Annotated in this window: 18 protein-coding genes and 1 pseudogene; 8 read left to right on the forward strand and 11 right to left on the reverse strand. The window is 64.6% G+C overall.

Annotated features, from left to right (window positions below):
- Nucleotides 1-39: 39 nt before the first annotated feature.
- From waaA to PCA20602_RS02635, 4 genes are all read right to left on the reverse strand, one after another.
- Nucleotides 40-1,350 carry a lipid IV(A) 3-deoxy-D-manno-octulosonic acid transferase gene (waaA, locus tag PCA20602_RS02620; RefSeq protein ID WP_174980766.1) on the reverse strand — a complete coding sequence of 437 codons (1,311 nt, stop codon included), beginning with the start codon at nt 1,348-1,350 and terminating at the stop codon, nt 40-42.
- A 3-nt stretch (nt 1,351-1,353) separates the two neighbouring features.
- Complete coding sequence (kdoO, locus tag PCA20602_RS02625) at nt 1,354-2,289, reverse strand: Kdo hydroxylase KdoO (protein WP_150719827.1); 936 nt, start codon at nt 2,287-2,289, stop codon at nt 1,354-1,356.
- Between the two features lie 5 nt (nt 2,290-2,294).
- Entirely contained in the window at nt 2,295-3,254 is a 960-nt protein-coding gene (gene waaC, locus PCA20602_RS02630; protein ID WP_246182008.1) for a lipopolysaccharide heptosyltransferase I, read from the reverse strand.
- 153 nt (nt 3,255-3,407) lie between these two features.
- Entirely contained in the window at nt 3,408-4,805 is a 1,398-nt protein-coding gene (locus tag PCA20602_RS02635) for a phosphomannomutase/phosphoglucomutase (protein WP_150719829.1), read from the reverse strand.
- A gap of 327 nt (nt 4,806-5,132) precedes the next feature.
- Here PCA20602_RS02635 and PCA20602_RS02640 point away from each other — a divergent pair, with 327 nt between their 5' ends.
- From PCA20602_RS02640 to PCA20602_RS02670, 7 genes are all read left to right on the forward strand, one after another.
- Nucleotides 5,133-6,359: an oligosaccharide flippase family protein gene (locus tag PCA20602_RS02640; RefSeq protein ID WP_150719830.1), complete on the forward strand. Its 1,227-nt coding sequence runs from the start codon at nt 5,133-5,135 to the stop codon at nt 6,357-6,359.
- A 4-nt stretch (nt 6,360-6,363) separates the two neighbouring features.
- Complete coding sequence (locus tag PCA20602_RS02645) at nt 6,364-7,503, forward strand: glycosyltransferase family 4 protein (protein WP_150719831.1); 1,140 nt, start codon at nt 6,364-6,366, stop codon at nt 7,501-7,503.
- A complete protein-coding gene (locus tag PCA20602_RS02650; RefSeq protein WP_150719832.1) occupies nt 7,500-8,654 on the forward strand; it encodes a glycosyltransferase in 1,155 nt (384 codons plus the stop codon). Before PCA20602_RS02645 ends, PCA20602_RS02650 begins: the two co-directional genes overlap by 4 nt.
- A 5-nt stretch (nt 8,655-8,659) precedes the next feature.
- Nucleotides 8,660-9,802, forward strand: a complete 1,143-nt coding sequence (locus PCA20602_RS02655) for a glycosyltransferase family 4 protein (RefSeq protein ID WP_246181988.1) — start codon at nt 8,660-8,662, stop codon at nt 9,800-9,802.
- A 67-nt stretch (nt 9,803-9,869) separates the two neighbouring features.
- Nucleotides 9,870-10,964, forward strand: a complete 1,095-nt coding sequence (locus PCA20602_RS02660; protein WP_150719833.1) for an MraY family glycosyltransferase — start codon at nt 9,870-9,872, stop codon at nt 10,962-10,964.
- Nucleotides 10,965-11,019: 55 nt separating this feature from the next.
- A complete protein-coding gene (locus tag PCA20602_RS02665; RefSeq protein ID WP_069342523.1) occupies nt 11,020-12,111 on the forward strand; it encodes an MraY family glycosyltransferase in 1,092 nt (363 codons plus the stop codon).
- Entirely contained in the window at nt 12,108-13,178 is a 1,071-nt protein-coding gene (locus tag PCA20602_RS02670; RefSeq protein ID WP_343031973.1) for a symmetrical bis(5'-nucleosyl)-tetraphosphatase, read from the forward strand. Before PCA20602_RS02665 ends, PCA20602_RS02670 begins: the two co-directional genes overlap by 4 nt.
- A 21-nt stretch (nt 13,179-13,199) precedes the next feature.
- Here PCA20602_RS02670 and PCA20602_RS02675 read toward each other — a convergent pair whose 3' ends face one another.
- The 7 genes and pseudogenes from PCA20602_RS02675 to PCA20602_RS02705 all read right to left on the reverse strand — a co-directional run bounded on the left by PCA20602_RS02675 (nt 13,200) and on the right by PCA20602_RS02705 (nt 19,123).
- The gene (locus PCA20602_RS02675; RefSeq protein ID WP_150719834.1) at nt 13,200-14,030 is read right to left on the reverse strand and encodes a lysophospholipid acyltransferase family protein; all 831 of its coding nucleotides are present in this window, start codon (nt 14,028-14,030) and stop codon (nt 13,200-13,202) included.
- Between the two features lie 12 nt (nt 14,031-14,042).
- Nucleotides 14,043-15,311 carry a dihydroorotase gene (locus PCA20602_RS02680; protein WP_150719835.1) on the reverse strand — a complete coding sequence of 423 codons (1,269 nt, stop codon included), beginning with the start codon at nt 15,309-15,311 and terminating at the stop codon, nt 14,043-14,045.
- A 7-nt stretch (nt 15,312-15,318) separates the two neighbouring features.
- Nucleotides 15,319-16,272: pseudogene (locus PCA20602_RS02685) on the reverse strand (aspartate carbamoyltransferase catalytic subunit); the annotation flags it as partial.
- A 68-nt stretch (nt 16,273-16,340) separates the two neighbouring features.
- On the reverse strand, nt 16,341-16,769 hold the full coding sequence (gene ruvX, locus PCA20602_RS02690) for a Holliday junction resolvase RuvX (protein WP_150719837.1): 429 nt from the start codon (nt 16,767-16,769) through the stop codon (nt 16,341-16,343).
- Complete coding sequence (locus tag PCA20602_RS02695; RefSeq protein WP_069342517.1) at nt 16,766-17,335, reverse strand: YqgE/AlgH family protein; 570 nt, start codon at nt 17,333-17,335, stop codon at nt 16,766-16,768. Before PCA20602_RS02695 ends, ruvX begins: the two co-directional genes overlap by 4 nt.
- Nucleotides 17,336-17,512: 177 nt before the next feature.
- Nucleotides 17,513-18,922: a hypothetical protein gene (locus PCA20602_RS02700; protein ID WP_150719838.1), complete on the reverse strand. Its 1,410-nt coding sequence runs from the start codon at nt 18,920-18,922 to the stop codon at nt 17,513-17,515.
- Nucleotides 18,923-18,952: 30 nt separating this feature from the next.
- Complete coding sequence (locus PCA20602_RS02705) at nt 18,953-19,123, reverse strand: rubredoxin (protein WP_006400971.1); 171 nt, start codon at nt 19,121-19,123, stop codon at nt 18,953-18,955.
- A 213-nt stretch (nt 19,124-19,336) separates the two neighbouring features.
- On the opposite strand from PCA20602_RS02705, the gene thiD reads away from it, so the two are divergent.
- Nucleotides 19,337-20,173, forward strand: a complete 837-nt coding sequence (gene thiD / locus PCA20602_RS02710; RefSeq protein WP_150719839.1) for a bifunctional hydroxymethylpyrimidine kinase/phosphomethylpyrimidine kinase — start codon at nt 19,337-19,339, stop codon at nt 20,171-20,173.
- Nucleotides 20,174-20,196: the final 23 nt, after the last annotated feature.

The raw sequence follows: 20,196 nt of genomic DNA on the forward strand, positions 1-20,196 counted from the left end.
TTTTGATGCGCCGACGCCCGATGTGGCGTCGGCAAGGCATCACTCCTGCGGCACGACGATGCGTGCGGTATCGAGCCAGCGTCCGAGTGCGGTGACGGTGCGCGCCGTCGCCCCCTGATGCTGCTTCGCGAACAACAACGCCGCCGTACGCATCGCGAGTCGCTTGTCGTCGTGGATCAGCAATTCGGCGATGGTCGACGCGAGCTCGCCGGCATCGCTCACCCGGCGTGCCGCCCCTGCCGCCAGCGCATTGTCGCTGGCTTGCGTGAAATTGAACATGTGCGGACCGAAGACGACGGGGGTTCCCGCCGCACAGGCTTCGATCAGGTTCTGACCGCCCAACGGCAGCAGACTGCCGCCGATGAACGCCACGTCGACCGCCGAGAAGTAAGCCGCCATCTCGCCCATCGAATCGCCAAGCACGACATCGACATCGGCGGGCAACGGCGTGTCGTCGTCCGGCCAGACACTGCGTCGCACATAGTTCAGACGCACCTTCTCCAGCATTGCGGCCACTTCGTCGAACCGCTGCGGGTGACGGGGCACCAGCACCAGCAACGAACGGCGACCCACGTCGGAAGCTGCGGAGAGCATCGCGCGCGCCTGAAGCACGAGCGCTTCCTCGCCGTCACGCGTACTGGCCGCGAGCCACACCTTGCGCTCGCCGAAGCGTTCGCGCCAGCGCGCGCCCAACGCGAGCAGCGCGGGCGGCGGCGTCATGTCGAACTTGAGGTTGCCCATCACGTCGACGTCGCTCGCCCCCAGCATGCGCAGGCGTTCGGCATCGGCATCGCTTTGCGCCAGCACGCGGCTGAACCCGCCGAAGACAGGTCGCGCCGCTCCGCCAAAGCGCGCGGCACGGCGAAACGAACGCGCCGACATGCGGGCATTGGTCAGCACCAGCGGTACGCCGTCTTCCTGACACGTGAAGATGAGATTCGGCCAGACTTCCGTCTCCATCACGACACCCACGCTCGGCCGCCAGTGCTTCAGGAAACGCCGGATCGGACCGACCATGTCGTAGGGCAGATAGCAACGCAGCACGCGATCGCCGAACAGGCTCTCGCCTGTGGCGCGGCCCGTCGGCGTCATGTGCGTGAGCAGCACGCCGTGCGCAGGATAGCGTTCGAGCAGCGCGTCGATGAGCGGCTGCGCGGCGCGCGTCTCACCGACAGAGACGGCGTGCACCCAGATGAGCGGTCGGCCGGTGTAGGGCGGCGTGCGGTAGAAGCCGAAGCGCTCCCCGATGTGACGGCGATAGCCTGGCTCGAAGCGGCCGCGCCACCACAGACGAATCACCGCCAGCGGTGCGACGATCCACCAGAGCGCGCGATAGACGAGACGCAGCAACATTCAGATCAGCGCCCGATGCGTGAGACGTTGCAGGACAGCCAGCGGCGAGCATTCAGGATGCACCATCGCTTCGGCCGGCAGGAAGAAGGTCTGCTCCATCATGAACTGCCCCGACATCACGGCGTGCGACGTCTGGTCCGAGAAGCAGATCCACACGCTACCCGGCGGGAACGGCATGGTCTGCTGACCAGCGTCGCGCTGATACTCCATATCGGCCTTCATGCCGTCGTGCAGATGCAGCATGATGTGGTCGTAACCACTGCGCGGACGCTTGGTGATGCCCACGGCATTTTGCAGCCACGCCGAACCCGGCCATTGCGTCGGGACCTTCGGCAAGAAGCGCTTCGCCACATCCTCGAACGGCTCGCCCACACGCCACACGCGCGGTTGCCCGGCCGGATTGATGTTGGTGAACACGCGCAGAATGCGCTCACCGTAATTCGGCCGCGACGGGAAGGCATCGACATGCAGACGGCTGTCGTCCTTGCGCCACGACGTCTGACGCGTCTCGACCTGATGCAGGCGCAGGCTCGTCGGTGCCGCGCGCAGCTTGCCGCGATACTCCGGCATCAACCCGTCGATCAGACTGCACGCCTGCGTGTAGTAGCGCTTGACCAGTGCGTGCACGGCACGCTGTGTGGCGTCGTCGGCGGCCACACCCACGAGCACGTCGGTCTTCGGATCCAGACTGATATTCTTGCGCTTCGGGTCGGCAATGGCCGGGTCGAGCAGACGTTGCCCGGCGGCGTCGAGCGCGAAGGCCAGATGCGGAAAGTACAACACCTTGCCCGCTTCGACATCGGCGACCAGCGCCTCGCGCGAGACCGGCAGTTGTCCGCCCTGCCAGTCGCCGGACGCCACGGTCACGATCTGGCTGCCCTCATCGGTGGCAACCGCCGGGCGAGCCTCGTTTTCCGTATTCACGTGTGGATTCATGCGAGTCAGTCCTCCTCGGACGCGGCGGCGCCAGCCGTTACCGGCGCAAGCGATGGCGCCAGCTCGCGCACGGCATCGCGCACTTGCGCGAGCGTCGGCTTGTGTTCGGCGTCGCCGAGATTGACGATGCGCGGCGACCAGAATCCCCCGGTACGCCACGCGGTGCTGAAATTGTATAGCTCGATGGTGGGACGGTTCAGCGCTGCGGCAATATGTACCAAACCGGTATCCACACCAACGGTGATCGCCCCGCGATCGATGAGGCCGACGACCTGCGACAGGTTCATCTTCGGCGGCACCCACGCCGCATCGCCCAGCGCCGCCGCCAGTCGCAGCGACACGTCACGCTCGGCGGCGCTGCCCCACGGCAGCACGATCAGGAAACCCTGTGACGCCAGATCGCGTCCCAGCGCGATCCAGTCGTCTTCCGGCCAGGTCTTGTCGTCGCGCGACGTCGCGTGCACGAACACCGCATACGGACGATCGGGGCACTGGCTGTGGTCCGCCCGCTCGGTCGCAATGCCGAAGTCGATCTCGCCCGGCACCTTGAAGCCCAGCGCCTGCGCCACGAGCAAACGCGAGCGCGTGACCACGTGCGTGTGCGGTTCGATGCGCACCATATGCTGGTACAGATACCGCACCGGCCACTCGTAACTGGCGCCTTCGGTGCGATTACCCAGTCCCCAGACGGCGCCGCGTGCGGTGCGCGCGATCCAGCCGGTCTTGACCAGACCTTGCGTGTCGATCACGTAGTCGTAAGGGGTTTCGCGCAGGGCACGGCGAAATGTGCCGATTTCCTGCCAGGTACGCGCGGCGAACGGCTGTTTGCGCCAGCGGCGTAGGGCAAAGGGAATGACCCGGCGCACACCGCGCACGAGTTTGACGAGGTCGACGAATCCCTCTTCCACGACCCAGTCGATCTGGGCATCGGGGTACTGGCGCAGGATGTCCTGCACCACGGGCATGTTATGGACGACGTCGCCGAGCGACGAGACTTTGACGATCAGAACCTGCAACCGAACGCCCCGGCGGTTCGGCCGGGCCTCGTGAGCAAAACCGCGATTTTACCCCGACCCGGCCTGCCGATCATGATTGTCCTCGTCGTCCGGCGGACGGCCTCAGAACGGCAGCTTGGCGTCCGGCTTGACGGCCAGGATGGCGCGGCGGAAATCGTCCTGAATGCGCTTGATCGCCGCATCGCTGTCGGCCTCGAAACGCAGCACGACGACTGGCGTGGTGTTCGACGAACGCGCCAGTCCGAAACCGTCAGGGTACTCGACACGCACGCCATCGATCTTGACGACGTCCTGTGCGCCCTCGAATTTGGCCGTCTCGCGCAGCTTGTCGATCAGCGCGAAGTTCTCGCCTTCGGCCAGCGGAATCTGCAACTCCGGCGTCGAGATCGAATTCGGCAGGGCGTTGAGCACTGCGCTCGGATCGGCCGACTTCGACAGGATTTCGAGCAGACGTGCGCCCGTGTACAGGCCGTCGTCGAAACCGTACCAACGGTCCTTGAAGAACACGTGGCCGCTCATCTCACCTGCTAGCGGTGCGCCGGTTTCCTTGAGCTTGGCCTTGACCAGCGAGTGGCCCGTCTTCCACATGAGCGGCTCGCCGCCATGCTGCCGCACCCAGCTCGCGAGATTACGCGTGCACTTCACGTCGTAGATGATTTTCTCGCCCGGATTGCGGCTCAGCACCTCGGCGGCGAAGAGCATCAACTGGCGGTCCGGATAGATGATCTGGCCGTCCTTGGTGACCACGCCGAGACGATCGCCGTCGCCGTCGAACGCCAGACCGATTTCCGCGTCCGTCGTTTGCAGCGTGCGAATCAGGTCCTGAAGGTTTTCCGGATGGGCCGGGTCCGGATGGTGATTCGGGAAGGTGCCGTCGACGTCGCAGAACAGTTCGATGACTTCACAGCCGAGCGCGTGGAACAGCGCGGGTGCGTAGGCGCCTGCGACACCATTGCCGCAGTCCACGACGATCTTCATCGGACGCGCCAGATGCACGTCGTTGGCGATACGCGAGCGATACGATTCGCCGATCTCGTCAGCGGTGTAGGTGCCCTGCCCGGTCTCGAAGTCCTGTGCCTCGATCAGCTTGGCGAGGCCCTGAATCGCGTCGCCATAGATGGCGCGGCCGCGCAGGACCATCTTGAAACCGTTGTAGTCCGGGGGGTTGTGGCTGCCCGTGACCATGATGCCGGAGTCGACGACGCGGCCATGCAGCGTCACGTTCGTCGCGAAATACACCATCGGCGTGACGACGACGCCGATATCGACCACATCGACGCCCGCTGCGCGCAGGCCGTCGGCCAATGCGCCGACCAGTTCCGGACCAGAGAGGCGACCGTCGCGGCCGACGACGACGGCATTGCCGCCCTCGCGACGCAGTGCGGTGCCGAAGGCGCGTCCGATCAGATGCGCGACGTTGGCATCCAGCGTCTTGCCGACGATGCCGCGAATGTCGTATGCCTTGAAAATCGCAGGCGAAACTTGCGTGGTTTGCGTCATGGGAAAGCGTCTCTCGGAAACGAGGGGGAGATTTTGGCTTGAAAAGTGCAAAGCCCGAAAAATGCAAGGACGTGCAAGGACGCCACAAACATCGAATCCCGGCGGGAAGCCCGGCCGGGAGCGGCTGCATTACGTTAAAATTATACGGGACTTCGCCGCACTGCGGCATTTCCCCAAACCCTTGTCAGCCTGCGCCTACATTCGCCTGAAGCGTCGTCATCCGACGAATGGCACAAGCCCCGACAGCCCGGTTTCGTGTCACCCCGCACCGGCCTCACCAGGCCGGTTTTGCTTATCTTGAGAACGAGTGAGACGCGCGAGCGCCGCATGCCCTACCGAACGTACCGGACCATCTTCCGCAACATCCTCTGGATGCTGACCGAGCGCGGCGCGCAGATCGCCGGCGGCATCGCGGTCTCCGGCCTGCTCGCCCGCAGTCTCGGCGCCGCACAGTTCGGCCTGTTTCAGTACGCGCAATCGCTCGTCTTCCTCGCGGCCTCGCTCACGTTGCTGTGCGGCAGCGAAGTCGTGGTACCGCGTCTTGTCGGCAAACCGGAAGGCGAACAACGCACGGTCATCGCGCACGCGTTCGTGCTGCGTCTGGCGGCCGCAGCGGTCGCTTATACGATCCTCACGATTTACGTCGTCGGATTCGCCGAATCGAATCTGGTGGCCGTAACACTCTGGCTCGGCGTCGCCCTCTGGTTCCGCGAACCCTCGGGCATCGTGATCGCCTGGCTGCAAGCGCGCACCTTCAACCGGCCCAGCGTGACGGCCAACCTCTGCGGTCTCGGCGTGAAGCTCGCGCTCGTCGGCGTGCTGTTCGTCACGCATGCGGACGTGACGGCCTTCGCCGTCGTCTACGCCGTCGAGGCCGTCGTCGCCGCTGCGCTGCTCGTACGCTATTACCTCAAGCATTCGCCGAAGACGCCGATCGTCTGGCGTCGCTCGCTGCTGCTCGAACTGCTCACCAGCGGCGCCACGTTCTGGGGCGGGTTGATGCTCATGATTCTGTTCAAGCGCATCGATCAGCTCGTGCTCAAACCGATCATTCCGCTGGCCGAACTCGGCGCCTACGCCGCCGCCATGCAGATCACGGAAAATTTCGTGCTCGTGGCGCCGATCATCGCGAATTCGCTCGCCCCGCAACTCATCTTTCAGACGACGGACAACGCGACGGCCCGCCGTAACACCGTGCGCGCCGTATGGCTGATGGTCGCCGCAGGGGCGAGTCTGGCCGTGCCGATCGCCTTGCTCGCGCCGTGGATCGTCCATCTGATCTATGGTGCAGGCTTCGCCGAATCGGCGCAGATCCTGCGCGTCTCTGCGTTGATGGGGATTCTCGTGTTCGCCGACGCCGCACTGAACCTCACGCTCATCCGGCGCGGCGCCGGGCGATGGGTCATCGCGAAATGGCTGTGCGCCGCCGTGGTCGCGTTCGTGGTCGTGCGCAGCCTGGCGCCGCAGCTCGGCGCGTTCGCCGGGGCGCTGGGCTATGGCGCGGGCTATGCCGCAGCACTTGTGCTCGGCGTATGGCTCCTGCGACGGGACTGACACGATGACACCCATCGATTCGCTCAAGTCGCCGGACGGCACCCGCACCCTCTGCCTGTTCACCGGCACGCTCGCGGCCTTTGCCGGTGCAGAACGCGCGACCGCCACGCTCGCCAATGCCCTCGCCGCGCGCGGACATCGCGTGCACGTGCTGTCGCTGTGGGGCAATGCGCCCGTCTTCCCGCTATCGCCCGCCGTTTCGCACCACGCGATGTTTGCCGAGCGGGTCGCGTTCAAACATCACTACCTGTCGATCGTGTGTCAGGTCAGGCGCTATGTGCGCGAGCATGGCGTCGAGGTCATGGTGGACGTCGATCCGATGCTCGCGCTCTACACCGTGCCGGCCACGTTCGGCCTGCCGATCCGACGCATCGCCTGGGAACACAGCACCTACGCGAGCGACCTCGGCCGTCGTGCCCGTCGATGGGCGCGTGCGCTCGCGGCGCGTCGCTACGACGCCGTCGTCGTGCTCACCGACGCCGACCGCCATGCCTGGCAAGCGCATCATCCCCGCGCCCGCGCGCAATTCGTCACGCTCCCGAATCCCCTCGGCATCCCGATGCCGGAGGCCGCCCCCGAACATGGCGACGAACGCTGCGTGCTGGCTGTCGGTCGTCTCGTGCCGGAGAAGGGTTTCGACCGGTTGATCGACGCATGGGCGCGTATCGCGCACGACGCGGCGGGCTGGCAAGTACGCATCGTCGGCGACGGCCCGCTGCGCGACGCACTGCTCACGCAGGCGCGCGACGCGGGCGTTGCCGACTCGGTGCAGGTGTTGCCCGCCGTGGCCGATATCGGGCAGCACTACGCGACGGCATCGATCTACTGCCTGCCGTCGCGACGCGAGAGCTTCGGCCTCGTGCTGATCGAAGCGAAGGCCTATGCGCTGCCCATCGTGGCCTATGCCGCCGATGCCGGACCGCGCGCCCTGCTGCATCACGAGACCGACAGTCTCGTCGTGCAGGACGGCGATATTCCCTCGCTGGCCGACGCACTGCACCGGTTGATGGGCGACGCGGCACTGCGCCGTCGACTGGGACTGGCGGGATACGCGCACGCGCAGGACTTCCGCGCAGATGCCATCGCGGCACGCTGGGAAGCCTTGTGGCAAGACGCCGGACGCCCCTTCGCGGAGGCGCGATGAAAATCGTTCTGTTCGTGACCGGTCTGCAACTCGGCGGCGCGGAGACGCAGGTCGCCGATCTCGCGCGCGGCTTTCTCGCTCGTGGGCACGACGTCACGCTGATCTCCGTGACCGGTCCGTGCACGATCGCGCTGCCGCAATCGCCGCGCTTCACGCTCGTCGAGCTCAAGGCGGGCAAATCGCCGGGCGCACTGCTCGGCGCGATGTTCCGGTTCGTGGCCTATCTGCGCGCATGGCAACCCGATGTCGTGCACGCGCACATGGTTCACGCCAATCTGATGGCGCGCGTGGCCCGATGGTTCGTCAGGATGCCCGTGCTCGTGAGCAGCGCGCACAGCCGCAACGAAGGCGGTCGCGCCCGCATGCTGGCCTATCGGCTGACCGACCGGTGGACGGACCTGACGACCAACGTCAGCGACGACGCCGTCGCCGCGTTCGTCGCACAAGGCGCAGCCCCCGCCGAACGCATCGTGAGCGTGCCCAACGGCATCGACACACGGCGTTACCGTCCGGACGCGCAAGTGCGCTCGCATTGGCGCGAAATGCTGCTAGGGCATAAGCAAACCGATGTCGACGCCAACGCCAACGCCGCAACGCCCATTGTCTTCGCCGCAGGCCGGATCGCCGAAGCGAAGGACTATCCAACGTTGGTCAAGGCCTTTGAACGCGTGCTCGACTTGATGCCCGAGGCCAGGCTACTCATCGCAGGTGACGGGCCATCGCGGGCGTCGGTGCAGACGCTGATCGACACCCGCGGGCTCGCGCGATCGGTCTCACTGCTGGGGCGTCGCAACGACGTTGCACAATTGATGTGTGCGGCCGACGTGTACGTCATGTCTTCCGCCTGGGAGGGTTTGCCGCTGGTTATCGGCGAAGCTATGGCCACGTGTTTGCCAGTCGTTTCCACGGACTGCGGCGGTGTACGGGAACTGCTCGGGGATATCCAGGACAACACGCTAGTGCCCATCGGCGATGCCTCGGCGCTTGGCAACGCCCTGATTCGCCACCTTAGCCATACCGTAGACGAGAGCCGCGCAATCGGCGCCGCGAATCGCGAGCGCATCGTTGCATGCTATTCCCTCGACGCCATTGTGGCGCAATGGCTGGATATATACGCCCGCCTGGCCGCGCCGCGCGAAACTCTCCGCTGAATGCTATGCAAGCACCCGTTCTCTTTTGCTCCAACTCATTCTGGTCGATCCACAACTTCCGCGGCGGCCCGATCCGGGCCTTGCTGGCCGACGGACATCCGGTGCACGTCGTCGCCCCCGACGACGACTACGTCCCGCTGCTACGCGAGATGGGCTGCCACGTTCACCTCATGCCGATGGCCTCGAAGGGACAGAACCCCTTGCAAGACATCGCGCTGACGCTCCGCCTTTACCGTCTCTATCGCCGGATCCGTCCTGCCGTCTGTTTTCATTACACGATCAAGCCGAACATCTACGGCGCCGTGGCGGCGCACTGGGCAGGGATTCCCTCAGTCTCGATCACGACGGGCATGGGAACGGTGTTCATCAATAAGTCACTGATTACGCACATCGTACGTCTGCTATATCGCTATGCGTTCCGGCATACGCTCGAAAACTGGCTGCTCAATGACGCCGATTTCGACGCCATGGTGCGCGGGGGGCTGGTCGATATCCGCAAAGCGCGGTTGTTGCCCGGAGAAGGCGTCAATCTGGATCATTTTTCCCTCGCCCCCTGGCCGGAAGAGGACGGCACTTTCCGATTTTTGCTGATCGCCCGGCTGCTGCGTGACAAGGGGGTGCTGGAGTTCGTCGAAGCGGCCCGGACGATCAAGGCATCGATGCCCCATGTGCGCTTCCAGCTTCTTGGGCCGTCCGACGTCGAGAACCCCACGGCAATTTCGCGCGAGCAGGTGGCGCAATGGGAGCAGGAGGGACTTATCGAATATCTCGGCATCACGCAGGAAGTGCGTCCATTCATCGCGCAAGCCCACTGTATCGTGCTGCCGTCTTACCGCGAAGGGTTGTCCCGGACCCTGCTGGAGGCCGGCGCGATGGGACGTCCGGTCATCACGACGGACGTACAGGGGTGCCGTGAAGTCGTCGACGAAGCGTCCAGCGGATGGGTCGTCCCGGCACAGAATGCATCGGCGTTGGGCGCGCGCATGGCGCTTGTGGCCAAGATGCCGTCATGTGAATTAGCGGCGGTCGGGGGGGCCGGGCGTGCTAAAGTAGCGCAAAATTTCGACGAGCGATTGGTCATCGCCGAGTATTTCAGAATACTTGGCGAAGTTTATCGGGGAACTCCTTCATTTCCTACCCACGTTTAAACGGAGATGACGCGAGAGCGCCATTCGCCCATAAAAAACTAAGTAACGCGGTTAACTTGTCCGTACTATGCTGAACCTGACATTGGCATTGGTAGTTTCATTTATCACCACGCTGCTGATTGTGCGGTATGCCCATGTGCATGCCCATTTCTCCAGCGACAGTGATACGAAAGGGGTTCAGAAGGTCCACTCGCATCCAGTGCCTCGCATTGGCGGTTTAGGCATTATGCTCGGCCTGCTCGTGGCCGGCACGTTCGCCGCTTCTTATTATCCGGGCCGCCTGCGAGAAATTCTGCTGCTTGCCGCCAGTGCTGCGCCTGTGTTTATCGGCGGATTCATCGAAGACGTCACGAAACGGGTTTCGCCCCGGACCCGCCTGATCTGTGCGATGGTGTCTGCACTCGTCGCGTACTGGGTACTCGGCATTCACATCAATCGAATCGATATCGGCCCGATTGACCGGCTTCTCGCCATTCCGGCAATTTCGGTCGCACTGACAGTCATTTGCACCGCTGCCATGACCAATGCCGTCAACATCATCGACGGGTTTAACGGTCTGGCTGCAATGGTCAGTATTTTCATGTTCGTCTCGCTAGGCTACGTTGCATTTCAGGTTGGCGACGATGTCGTGCTTTCCGCTTCTCTGATAATGACGGGTGCCGTTTTCGGTTTCTTCATCCTTAATTATCCGAATGGCCTGATTTTCCTCGGAGATGGGGGCGCCTATTTCATCGGATTCATGTTGGCAGAACTCGCGATTTTGCTTGTCATGCGTAATCCGATGGTTTCACCCTGGTACCCGGCACTGATGTTGATTTACCCAATTTTCGAAGTCTGCTTCTCGATTTACCGTCGTCGGTTCGTGCGCGGTGTCTCGCCCAGCATGCCCGATGGTGTTCATCTGCACATGCTGATCTACAAGCGGGTGCTGCGCTGGGCGGTAGGTTCGAAGGTGGCGGCGCAACTGGCGCGCCGCAATTCAATGACATCACCGTATCTCTGGGTACTCTGTCTGTCGGCAGTACTTCCGGCTACGATTTTCTGGCGTCACAGCGGGCTGCTCGCGGCCTGCTGCCTGGTGTTCATCGTGGCCTATGTATGGCTTTATCAGCGAATCGTGCGCTTCCGTTCGCCGCGCTGGATGATTTTCACCAAAAAGTAAGCGGTCTACCGAATTCTCTTTTCGATAGTCAGGCCACCGGCTATCGCACCTCTCAATGCTGAGTCTCGCCATCGCCCTCGTCGTGTCGTTTGTCGCGACGCTGCTCATCGTCCGCTACGCGCACGTGCACTCCCGCTTCTCCGGCGATAGCGACGTTGCCGGGGTGCAGAAGTTTCACGTGCGGCCTGTGCCGCGCATCGGCGGCGTGGGCATTCTCGCCGGTCTGCTCGTCTCGGCCACCGCGCTCGGGCTGTCATACCCCACGGTGTCGCGTGACATCCTTCTGCTCGTGGCCTGCGGCCTGCCTGCCTTTCTGTCCGGCTTCATCGAAGATCTGACCAAGAAGGTCACGCCGACGGTCCGACTGGTCTGCACGATGTTCGCCGCCCTGCTGGCGTGGCTGGTGCTCGACATCCACATCACCCGCGTCGACATCGGCATGGCCGACCGGGCGCTGGTCATGGCCGCGATCTCCGTGCCGCTCACCGTGCTGTGTGTGGCCGGCATGGCCAACGCCGTCAATATCATCGACGGCTTCAACGGCCTCGCAGCGATGGTCGCGATGATCATGTTCGCCTCGCTCGGGTATGTCGGCTTTCAGGTGCAGGACCCGATCGTGCTCACCACGTCGATGATCATGGTCGGCGCCATCCTCGGCTTCTTCATCTTCAACTTCCCCGGCGGGCTGATCTTCCTGGGAGACGGCGGTGCGTATTTCCTCGGCTTCATGCTGGCGGAAATCGCCATTCTGCTGGTCATGCGCAATCCGCAGGTGTCGCCGTGGTATCCCGCGCTGATGGTGATCTATCCCGCGTTCGAAGTCTGTTTCTCGATTTATCGTAAGCGCTTTGTCCGGGGCATTTCGCCCGGCATTCCCGACGGCGTGCATCTGCATATGCTCGTCTACAAGCGGTTGATGCGCTGGGCTGCGGGCGCCCGCACGGCCAGCGCGCTGACCCAGCGCAATTCCTTGACCTCTCCCTATCTTTGGCTGCTATGCTTGCTGGCAGTGATCCCGGCGACGGTATTCTGGCGGCATAGCGTGGTGCTGGCACTGTGCTGCGTCGCCTTCATGGTGACGTACGTGTGGCTGTATCTGAGCATCGTCCGCTTCAAAGCGCCGCGCTGGCTGATCTACAAGAAATGAACGACCTCGGGGGCGACGCACCGAAGGTGCGCGAGCGCGGCACACGCCCCCCCCTGATCGGGACAACCAGACAAGACAGCGCCACCAACGCGATGCGTGACATCTATGCCATCGGCGACCTGCAAGGTTGCCAAACGTCGTTTGAACAACTGCTTGCGCGCCTGCCGCAGGAGGCAGATCTCTGGCTCGCCGGCGATCTCATCAATCGCGGCCCGCGCTCGCTCGACACGCTGCGTCAGGTCATCGCCCTGGGCGAGCGCGTCACCGCCGTGCTCGGCAATCACGATCTGCATCTGCTGGCGGTCGCAGCCGGGGTGCGTCAAGCACACGGCAGCGATACCCTCGACGACATTCTCAACGCCCCCGACCGCGACGCTCTCATCGACTGGGTTCGCCGGCAACCGTTGGCACACTTCGCACACGGGCACCTGATGGTGCACGCCGGGGTGCTGCCGCAATGGGATGCCGAGCAAGTCGTCTCGCTCGCACGCGATGTGCAGACGCAATTGCGCGGCCCGGACTGGAAGACGTTTCTCTCGCGTATGTTCGGCAACCAGCCGGATCAATGGCAGGCGGACCTCAGCGACGAAGACCGTCGGCGTCTCACGATCAACGCGCTCACGCGCATGCGCTTTTGCAGTGCCGACGGACGCATCGACTTCAAGATCAAGGAAGGCGCGGACGCCGCCACCGACGCCCTGAAGCCGTGGTTCGATGTGCCGGGCCGACGCACGTCCAACGTCACGATGGTCTTTGGCCACTGGTCGGCCCTCGGACTGGTGATGCGCGACAACGTGCTCGGACTCGATACGGGGTGCGTGTGGGGCGGCAAGCTCACGGCCGTGAAACTCACGGCATCCCCTGCGGATCGGGAGTTGATTCAGATCGACTGCCCGCAGATCCGCGATCCGCTCGCGTCGAGCGACAAGAAACGCAGCAAGATGAAGACGGCCGACAAGGCCGAAGACGCCTTCAAGGCCGCCAAGGCCGAGAAGCTCGACAAGTTTGGCAAGGCGGCGCGAAAGCAGGAAAAGCTGGAGAAGGCCGCGAAACGCAAAGGCGAGTGATCGCCGGAGTGCGGCTGTATTTCAGACCTGAAGCGCCCGCGCAGCGTCGTCTTCTTCGTCGCCCAGCGTCGACGTACGTGACCCGACAGCGCCCGTCTCCGGCAGCACCGCTTCGGGCAGGAAACCCTGCAACGCCGCACCGACTGCCTGCTGTGCGCCCAGCGTGAACTCGCGGCGATGCTGTCCCTCCTGCGGATACTGCGGTGCGCCGATCGACAGGCGTACCGTCATCGGCGGCGCCTTCAGAATCATGTCGATGGACTCGATCAGGCTCGTCTCGCCGATGTACGCCGGCGCCATCGTATGACGTCCGCTCGCCGCGTCGGTATAGAACAGGCACATCGGCTGCGCCGGCTTGCCCGTCGACACCGGGGCTTGCAGCAAATTCGCGTGGAACGGCAACAGGCTGCGGCCGTCCGTCGTCGTGCCTTCGGGGAAGACCGTGATGATGTCGCCGTCACGCAGGCAATCGGACAGGTAGTGCATGATGCGACGCGCATCCGCACGACGCTCGCGTTGCAGGAAGATCGTGCGCGTCTGCACGCACAGCCAGCCGACCAGCGGCCAGTGACGAATCTCGGCCTTCGCGACGAAGCGCACCGGTTGCCACGCATTGAGCGCGAAGATGTCGATCCACGAGACGTGATTGCACAGCAGCATCACGCCACTTTCCGGCACCGGGGCATGCTGCTCGACTTCGAGACGCATGCCGCACAGCTTCAGCAGCTTCTGCGACCACGCGCGAATGCGACGGTCCTTCTGCGCTTGTGACAAAAACGGGAACAGGATCGCCGCGGTCAACATACCGCGCGCGAGGTGCAGGCCCAGACGAAGTTTTCTGATCAACAGCACGGCAATCGCATCCTAGACGGCGAGGGCTTCGTACGCCACGCGGCCACCGACCAGCGTGAGCCGTACCTGGCCCGGTAATTCGTATCCCAGAAACGGGGTGTTGTGACCGGCGCTGCGCAACTGCTGCGCGGACACGGTCCAATGCGTCGACGGCGCAAACACGCATACGTCGGCGGGCTGTCCCGGCGACAAGCGGCCCGCGCCCGGCGCGACTGCCGCAAGACGCTGCCCCGGCCCATGCGTGACCCGCGCCAACGCATCGACCAGCGGCACGCGCGACTCCTCGGCCCACTTCAGCACCAGCGACAGGAGTAATTCAAGCCCTGTGGCGCCCGGTGCAGCTTCCGCGAAGGGAACAAGACGGGCGTCGGGGGCGAGCGGCGTGTGATCCGAGCAGATGGCGTCAATCGTACCGTCCCTCGCAGCGTCGCGCACGGCCTCGCGGTCACGTCCGGAGCGCAGCGGCGGATCGAGTCGGTACTGGGCGTCAAAATACCCGATATCCATGTCGGTGAGATGGAGGTGATGTGCGGCAACGTCGCACGTCACCGGCAATCCTTCGGCTTTCGCCGCACGTACCAATGCCAGACCGGCCGCAGAGGACAGACGACACAGATGCACGCGCGTGCCGGTCACCCGCACGAGTTCGAGAATCGTGTGCAGCGCGATGGTTTCGGCCGCCACCGGAATACCGGCCAGCCCGAGACGCGAGGCGACCGCACCACTCGCGGCAACGCCTCCGGCAGCCAGTGCGGCATCCTGCGCACGCAGCCATACCGTCAGCCCGAAGGTGCCCGCATATTGCAACGCGCGCAGCAGCGTCCGGTTGTCCGCCATCGCGGCATTCGCCTGCGACAAGCCGATGCAGCCCGCACGCGTCAGTTGCGCCATCTCGGTGAGTTCGCGTCCCGCAAGACCGGCCGTGAGCGCGCCGAGCGGATGGACCTGCACGGCGTGCGTCGCGCGCGCACGTAGTTGCAGCATCTCCACGAGGTCCGGTTCGTCGAGCACCGGATCGGTATCCGGCGGACAGACCACCCGTGTGACGCCACCGGCGAGCGCCGCGGTCGCTTCGCTCGCCGCCGTCACCCGGCGCGCCGACAGATCGATCAGCCCGGGGGCGACCCACATGCCCTTCGCGTCGAAGGTGCGCCCGGCAGTGAAGTCGGCGGGCGCTGCGTCCAGCGCAACGATATTGCCGTCGGCAATGAAGATGTCCTGCACGCGATCGGTACGCGTTGCGGGATCGATGACGCGGCCACCCTTCAGATGCAGTTTCATGGCGCGCTTACCCGTTGTTCGCGGCGACGATGCTCATCGCCGCCATCCGCACGGCAATGCCGAACGAGACTTGTTCGAGAATGACCGACTGCGGCCCGTCGGCGACGGCCGAATCGATCTCCACGCCCCGATTCATCGGGCCGGGATGCATCACGATGGCATCAGGTTTGGCCAGCGCGAGCCGCTCCGGCGTCAGACCGTAATACTGAAAGTATTCACTCGCAGAAGGCAGCAATGCGCCGTTCATCCGCTCGTTCTGCAAGCGCAGCATGATGATCACGTCGACGTCGCGAAGCCCTTCGTCCATGTCGTGAAACACACGCACACCAAGCTGTTCCAGCCCTGTAGGCAACAGCGTACGCGGACCGATGGCACGCACTTCGGGCACGCCGAGCGTGGTCAGTGCGTGAATGTCGGAGCGCGCCACGCGCGAGTGCAGAATGTCGCCGACGATCGCGACCGTCAGGTTCTGGAATTCGCCCTTGTGATGGCGAATCGTGTACATGTCGAGCAGCCCCTGCGTGGGGTGCGCATGACGTCCGTCGCCCGCGTTGATGACGTGCACGTGCGGCGCACAATGCTCGGCGATCAGATACGGCGCCCCCGACTGCGCATGCCGCACGACGAACAGGTCCGCGTGCATCGCCGAGAGATTGCCGATGGTGTCGAGCAGCGTCTCGCCCTTGCTAGTCGACGACGCGTTGATATTCAGATTGAGCACATCGGCAGACAGGCGTGCAGCGGCAATCTCAAACGTCGTTCGCGTACGCGTCGAATTCTCGAAGAACAGATTGAAGACCGACTTGCCACTGAGCAGCGGCACCTTCTTCACATCGGCATCGTTCACGCTGACGAACTGCGTGGCCGTATCGAGAATGTGCATGAGCACGGCACGCGGCAAACCTTCTACCGTCAGCAAGTGCCGGAGCTCGCCATTGCGATTGAGTTGAGGGTGACCGCGACGGCCGAGAATGCCGTTAGCCATGCCGGGGCTCCGAGGGGACCGAAGTCACGTGGTGCAAGGGGAAATCAGGCGGGCACATGCTCGTCGAAATACTGCTGGAGGATGATGCGGGCGGCCTCGGCGTCGAGCGATGTCTTCTGCGACACCTTGACGCCGGCTTCGGCCAGCGCCGCCGCCGCCGCGACCGACGAATAGCGTTCGTCGACCCAGACGACCGGCACGCTGAACCGCCCATTGAGCTGGTTACCGAAGCGTTTGGCCTGCTGCGTCATTTCATGCGGCGTGCCATCGGGATGACACGGCAGACCGACGACGATCAGCTCGGGCTGCCACTCGGCGATGAGCTTGCCCATCTCGGCAAAACGCACTTCACGATTGAGGTTGGCGACGACGGTGAGTGCGCGGGCCTCGCGCAGCATCAGATTGCCCATCGCGACGCCGATGCGGCGCTCGCCGTAATCGAAGGCGAGCACCGTGCGACTGCCAGCCGTCATGCGTGACCCGCGTCGGCGGAGAGCATCGACGACGTCACGCCGAGCAACGCCAGCGCGGCGTCGAAGCGTTCGGCCGGCGGCACGTCGAACACGATGCCCGGGTCGGCCGCGACCGTCAGCCAGCCGTTGCGGCTGATTTCGTCTTCCAGTTGCCCTGCGCTCCAGCCCGAATGACCGAGCGTGAGCAGGAAACGGTTGGGGCCTTGCCCATTTGCGACGGCTTCGAGCACGTCCTTGGACGTCGTCATCTCCAACCCGCCCGGCACCGACAGCGATGAACTGTACGCAGTCCCTGTCGCCTCATGCAGCACGAAGCCGCGCTCGGTCTGCACCGGGCCGCCGAAGAAGACCGGTTGATGCGCCAGCGGATCGATTTCGAGCTTGAGGTCGAGCCGCTCGAAGAGCGACGCGAGGTCAATGTCGGTAGGACGATTGATGACCAGCCCGATCGCGCCTTTTTCACTGTGCTCGCACAGGTAGACGACGGTGCCGGAAAAGGTGGGATCGGCCATGCCGGGCATGGCGATAAGGAACTGATTCGTAAGGTTGATACGGTCGTTCGGCATAGGGCCAGAGTTTATCGGAACCTGTTTGACGGTCTGCCCGCCGGACCTCGTCCCGCAGCGGGCGTCGAGGCCCCGTGAGAGCCTCGCGTCACCTGCCGCCGGCCGGTCGGTGGACGAACTTTTTCCGCATCGTGATACGGCCATCGGCCGCCAGTGGCAGCCTTTGGGCCGACTGTATCACGGAACGTCGCGCCCGGTGACTAGCCGCTGCCCGAACACGCTGGCGTCCAGCGCCCGTTCGCGCCACATGGCCATCTCGGCGATCAGGTCAGGGCGCGCCTCGGGGTAGGTGTCCGCCGCAAACTGATGCAGCATGCCGCGCAACGCCCTGACCGTCATCGCCAGCGCAGCCGGGCCGCCCGGCTCCGCCGGGGGCGACGCCGCCAGACGCTCGCCCGTCGCCGCGACCGCAGCCGCCAGCCGCGCGACCGGCGCCAGCCCGATGGCCGCCGCATTTTGCGCCACCTGTGCGGCCACGGCCGGATCGTTCAAATTCGGAAGCGCCTCATCCGCAAGACTGAGGAATGTCTGGCAAACGTCCTGCCGCACCGACAACGGGCCGATGCGCAGCCAGTCGCGCGAACTGGTGCCGGCGCCCTGCTTCTGACCCGCTTGGGCGGCGTCCGCCAACGGCTCGGGCAAATGGCTGGGACGGCGCAATACGCCGAAATCGGCCAAAAGCGTTCCCAGCCAGGTGTCGGGCGCCTCGGCGTGCCACGTAGCGAGCGCTTCGAGCAGATCGTGTCCCGGCACCGCTTCGGCAGCCGTTCTGGCGGCGGCAGACGACGTGGCCGGCGCGGCGCGAACGTCATCCGGGCCGCTCGGCCGGGTGAGTTGCTTGCGCAATGCCATGTTCATCCGCCCGATCTGACGCTTGTCGGCCAGACTCAGCGGTGCCCGGGCAAAGCGCAGCCAGGCGGCGGCCAGACGCCAGTAATCCAGCGGCGCGGTAGCCCCGGCACGGTGCAGGTCTGCCGCCAGATCGGCCAATTGGCCCAAAGCGGCCGTGGTATCGGTCGCGTCGGCGTCAGGGCGCAACAGGCGCAGCAGCACGCGTTCGACATCGGCGCGCAGCGGCGCAGTGCCCGCAGGCAGTCCGTGAAGACGCGGCTGTGCGATCACCCATCCTGCCATGCGAAGCTCGCCCGGCGTGGGCGCGCCGGCCCAGTTATCGGCAGTCGCGGCCGTCTGAGAAGACGGCGAGGACGCTAACGGCGCGGGCACGACACCCGCCTGCCAGATATCGCGCTCGAACTGTCGCAGCGCATTGCGCTGGGCGTCCTGACTGCCCGATCCGCCATACGCCGCCTCGGCAATCGCCTGAACGAGACGCTCACCCTGGAGCGCCCAGTCGGCATGACCGCTCGTCTGAAGCAGACGATTCGCTCGACGCAGCGGACCCAGCGCCGCCGCCGGGCCGTTCGACCATGCGTCGGACGCCTCGGTCAGCGCTTCGGCCACCTCCGGCAAACGCCACAGCGGCGCCTCACGCGTGTCGCGCGTGGCGCCGGCAGTCACGTTATCGGGGGAGTCGGGAGATGATTGAGATGCGCCGGGCACGCTGGGCGCACCAGACGATTCAGACATCACCATAGGGCGTCTCCTGGCCGTTCGGCCTCAGATCTGCACCATCTCGAAGTCTTCCTTGCGGGCCCCGCACTCCGGACAGGTCCAGTTGATCGGCACGTCTTCCCAGCGCGTACCGGGCGCGATGCCCTCGTCGGGCAATCCTGCCTCTTCGTCGTAGATCCAACCGCAAATGAGGCACATCCAGCTCTTGTATTCCATGCTTTCTTCAGCGACGAGCGTTCCGTTACAATGGCTTGTCAACCGCTTCGGGTCCCGTCGGCAGAGATGCCGAACGGTCTTGTGGGAACCCTGCCGGTGCATTGTCCGGCGGGCGCTGCCCACGGCGCTTTCAAGCGCTCCGAAACGGGCATTTAAGGCGTGATGGTACCAACGAACCCAAGGCCTGACCAGATCGCCGTCTATCCTGCTTCCATGCAAACTGAATCCCCACCCATTCTCCTGACCTTCGGGCTTTCCGACCCCACTTCGGCAACCGGCGTGCAGGCCGACCTGCTCACCTTTGCGAGCATGGGCGGCTACGGCGTGTCGGTGCTCACCGGCTACTCCTCGCAAGACTCGCGCGCGTGCGACGACGTGCAGCCCATCGACCCCGACTGGATTGCCGATCAGGCGCGCATGCTGCTTGAAGACATGCCGGTCGCGGCCTTCAAGGTCGGCAGCGCCGTGAATGCCGAGAACGTCGCGTCCATCGCCGAGATCGTGGCCGATTACGACGAAACACCGCTCGTCGTCGCCCCGGACTTCGGCCTGGCCGGCGAGCATCTGCTCTCGGCGGACGAATTACGCGAAGCCACGGCCAGCCTGCTGGTGCCGCAGGCCAGCGTGCTTGTCGTGAGCCCGGCCAGCGCCGTCGCGCTCGCGCAGACGATTACGGAGAATGAAAACCTTTCGCTCGACGAGGCCGTCTCGATCCTGCTGGAAAACGGCTGCGAGTTCGTGCTCGTGAGCGACGGCAACGCGCCGCAGTTCACGCACACGCTGTACAGCGACGGCGGCATGGTCCGTGAAGACGCCTGGGACCGTCCGCCGCACAACGTGGCCGGGGCCATGGACACCCTGGCTGCGGCCGTTACCGCCATGCTCGCCAACGGTCTGGCCGTGCCGGAAGCCGTTCGCGAGGCCCAGGAGTATTTGCAGCAGGTACTGGAAAACGCCTTCCGCCCGGGCATGGGACGTCACTTCCCCGATCGCTTCTTCTGGGCACGCACCGAAGACACCGAGCAGGACAGCAGCCCGCCGGAGGCCTGACGCTCCCCCCGGTTCGCCGATCG

It is taken from the genome of Pandoraea capi, from assembly GCF_902459735.1.
Taxonomy (GTDB): Bacteria; Pseudomonadota; Gammaproteobacteria; order Burkholderiales; family Burkholderiaceae; genus Pandoraea; species Pandoraea capi.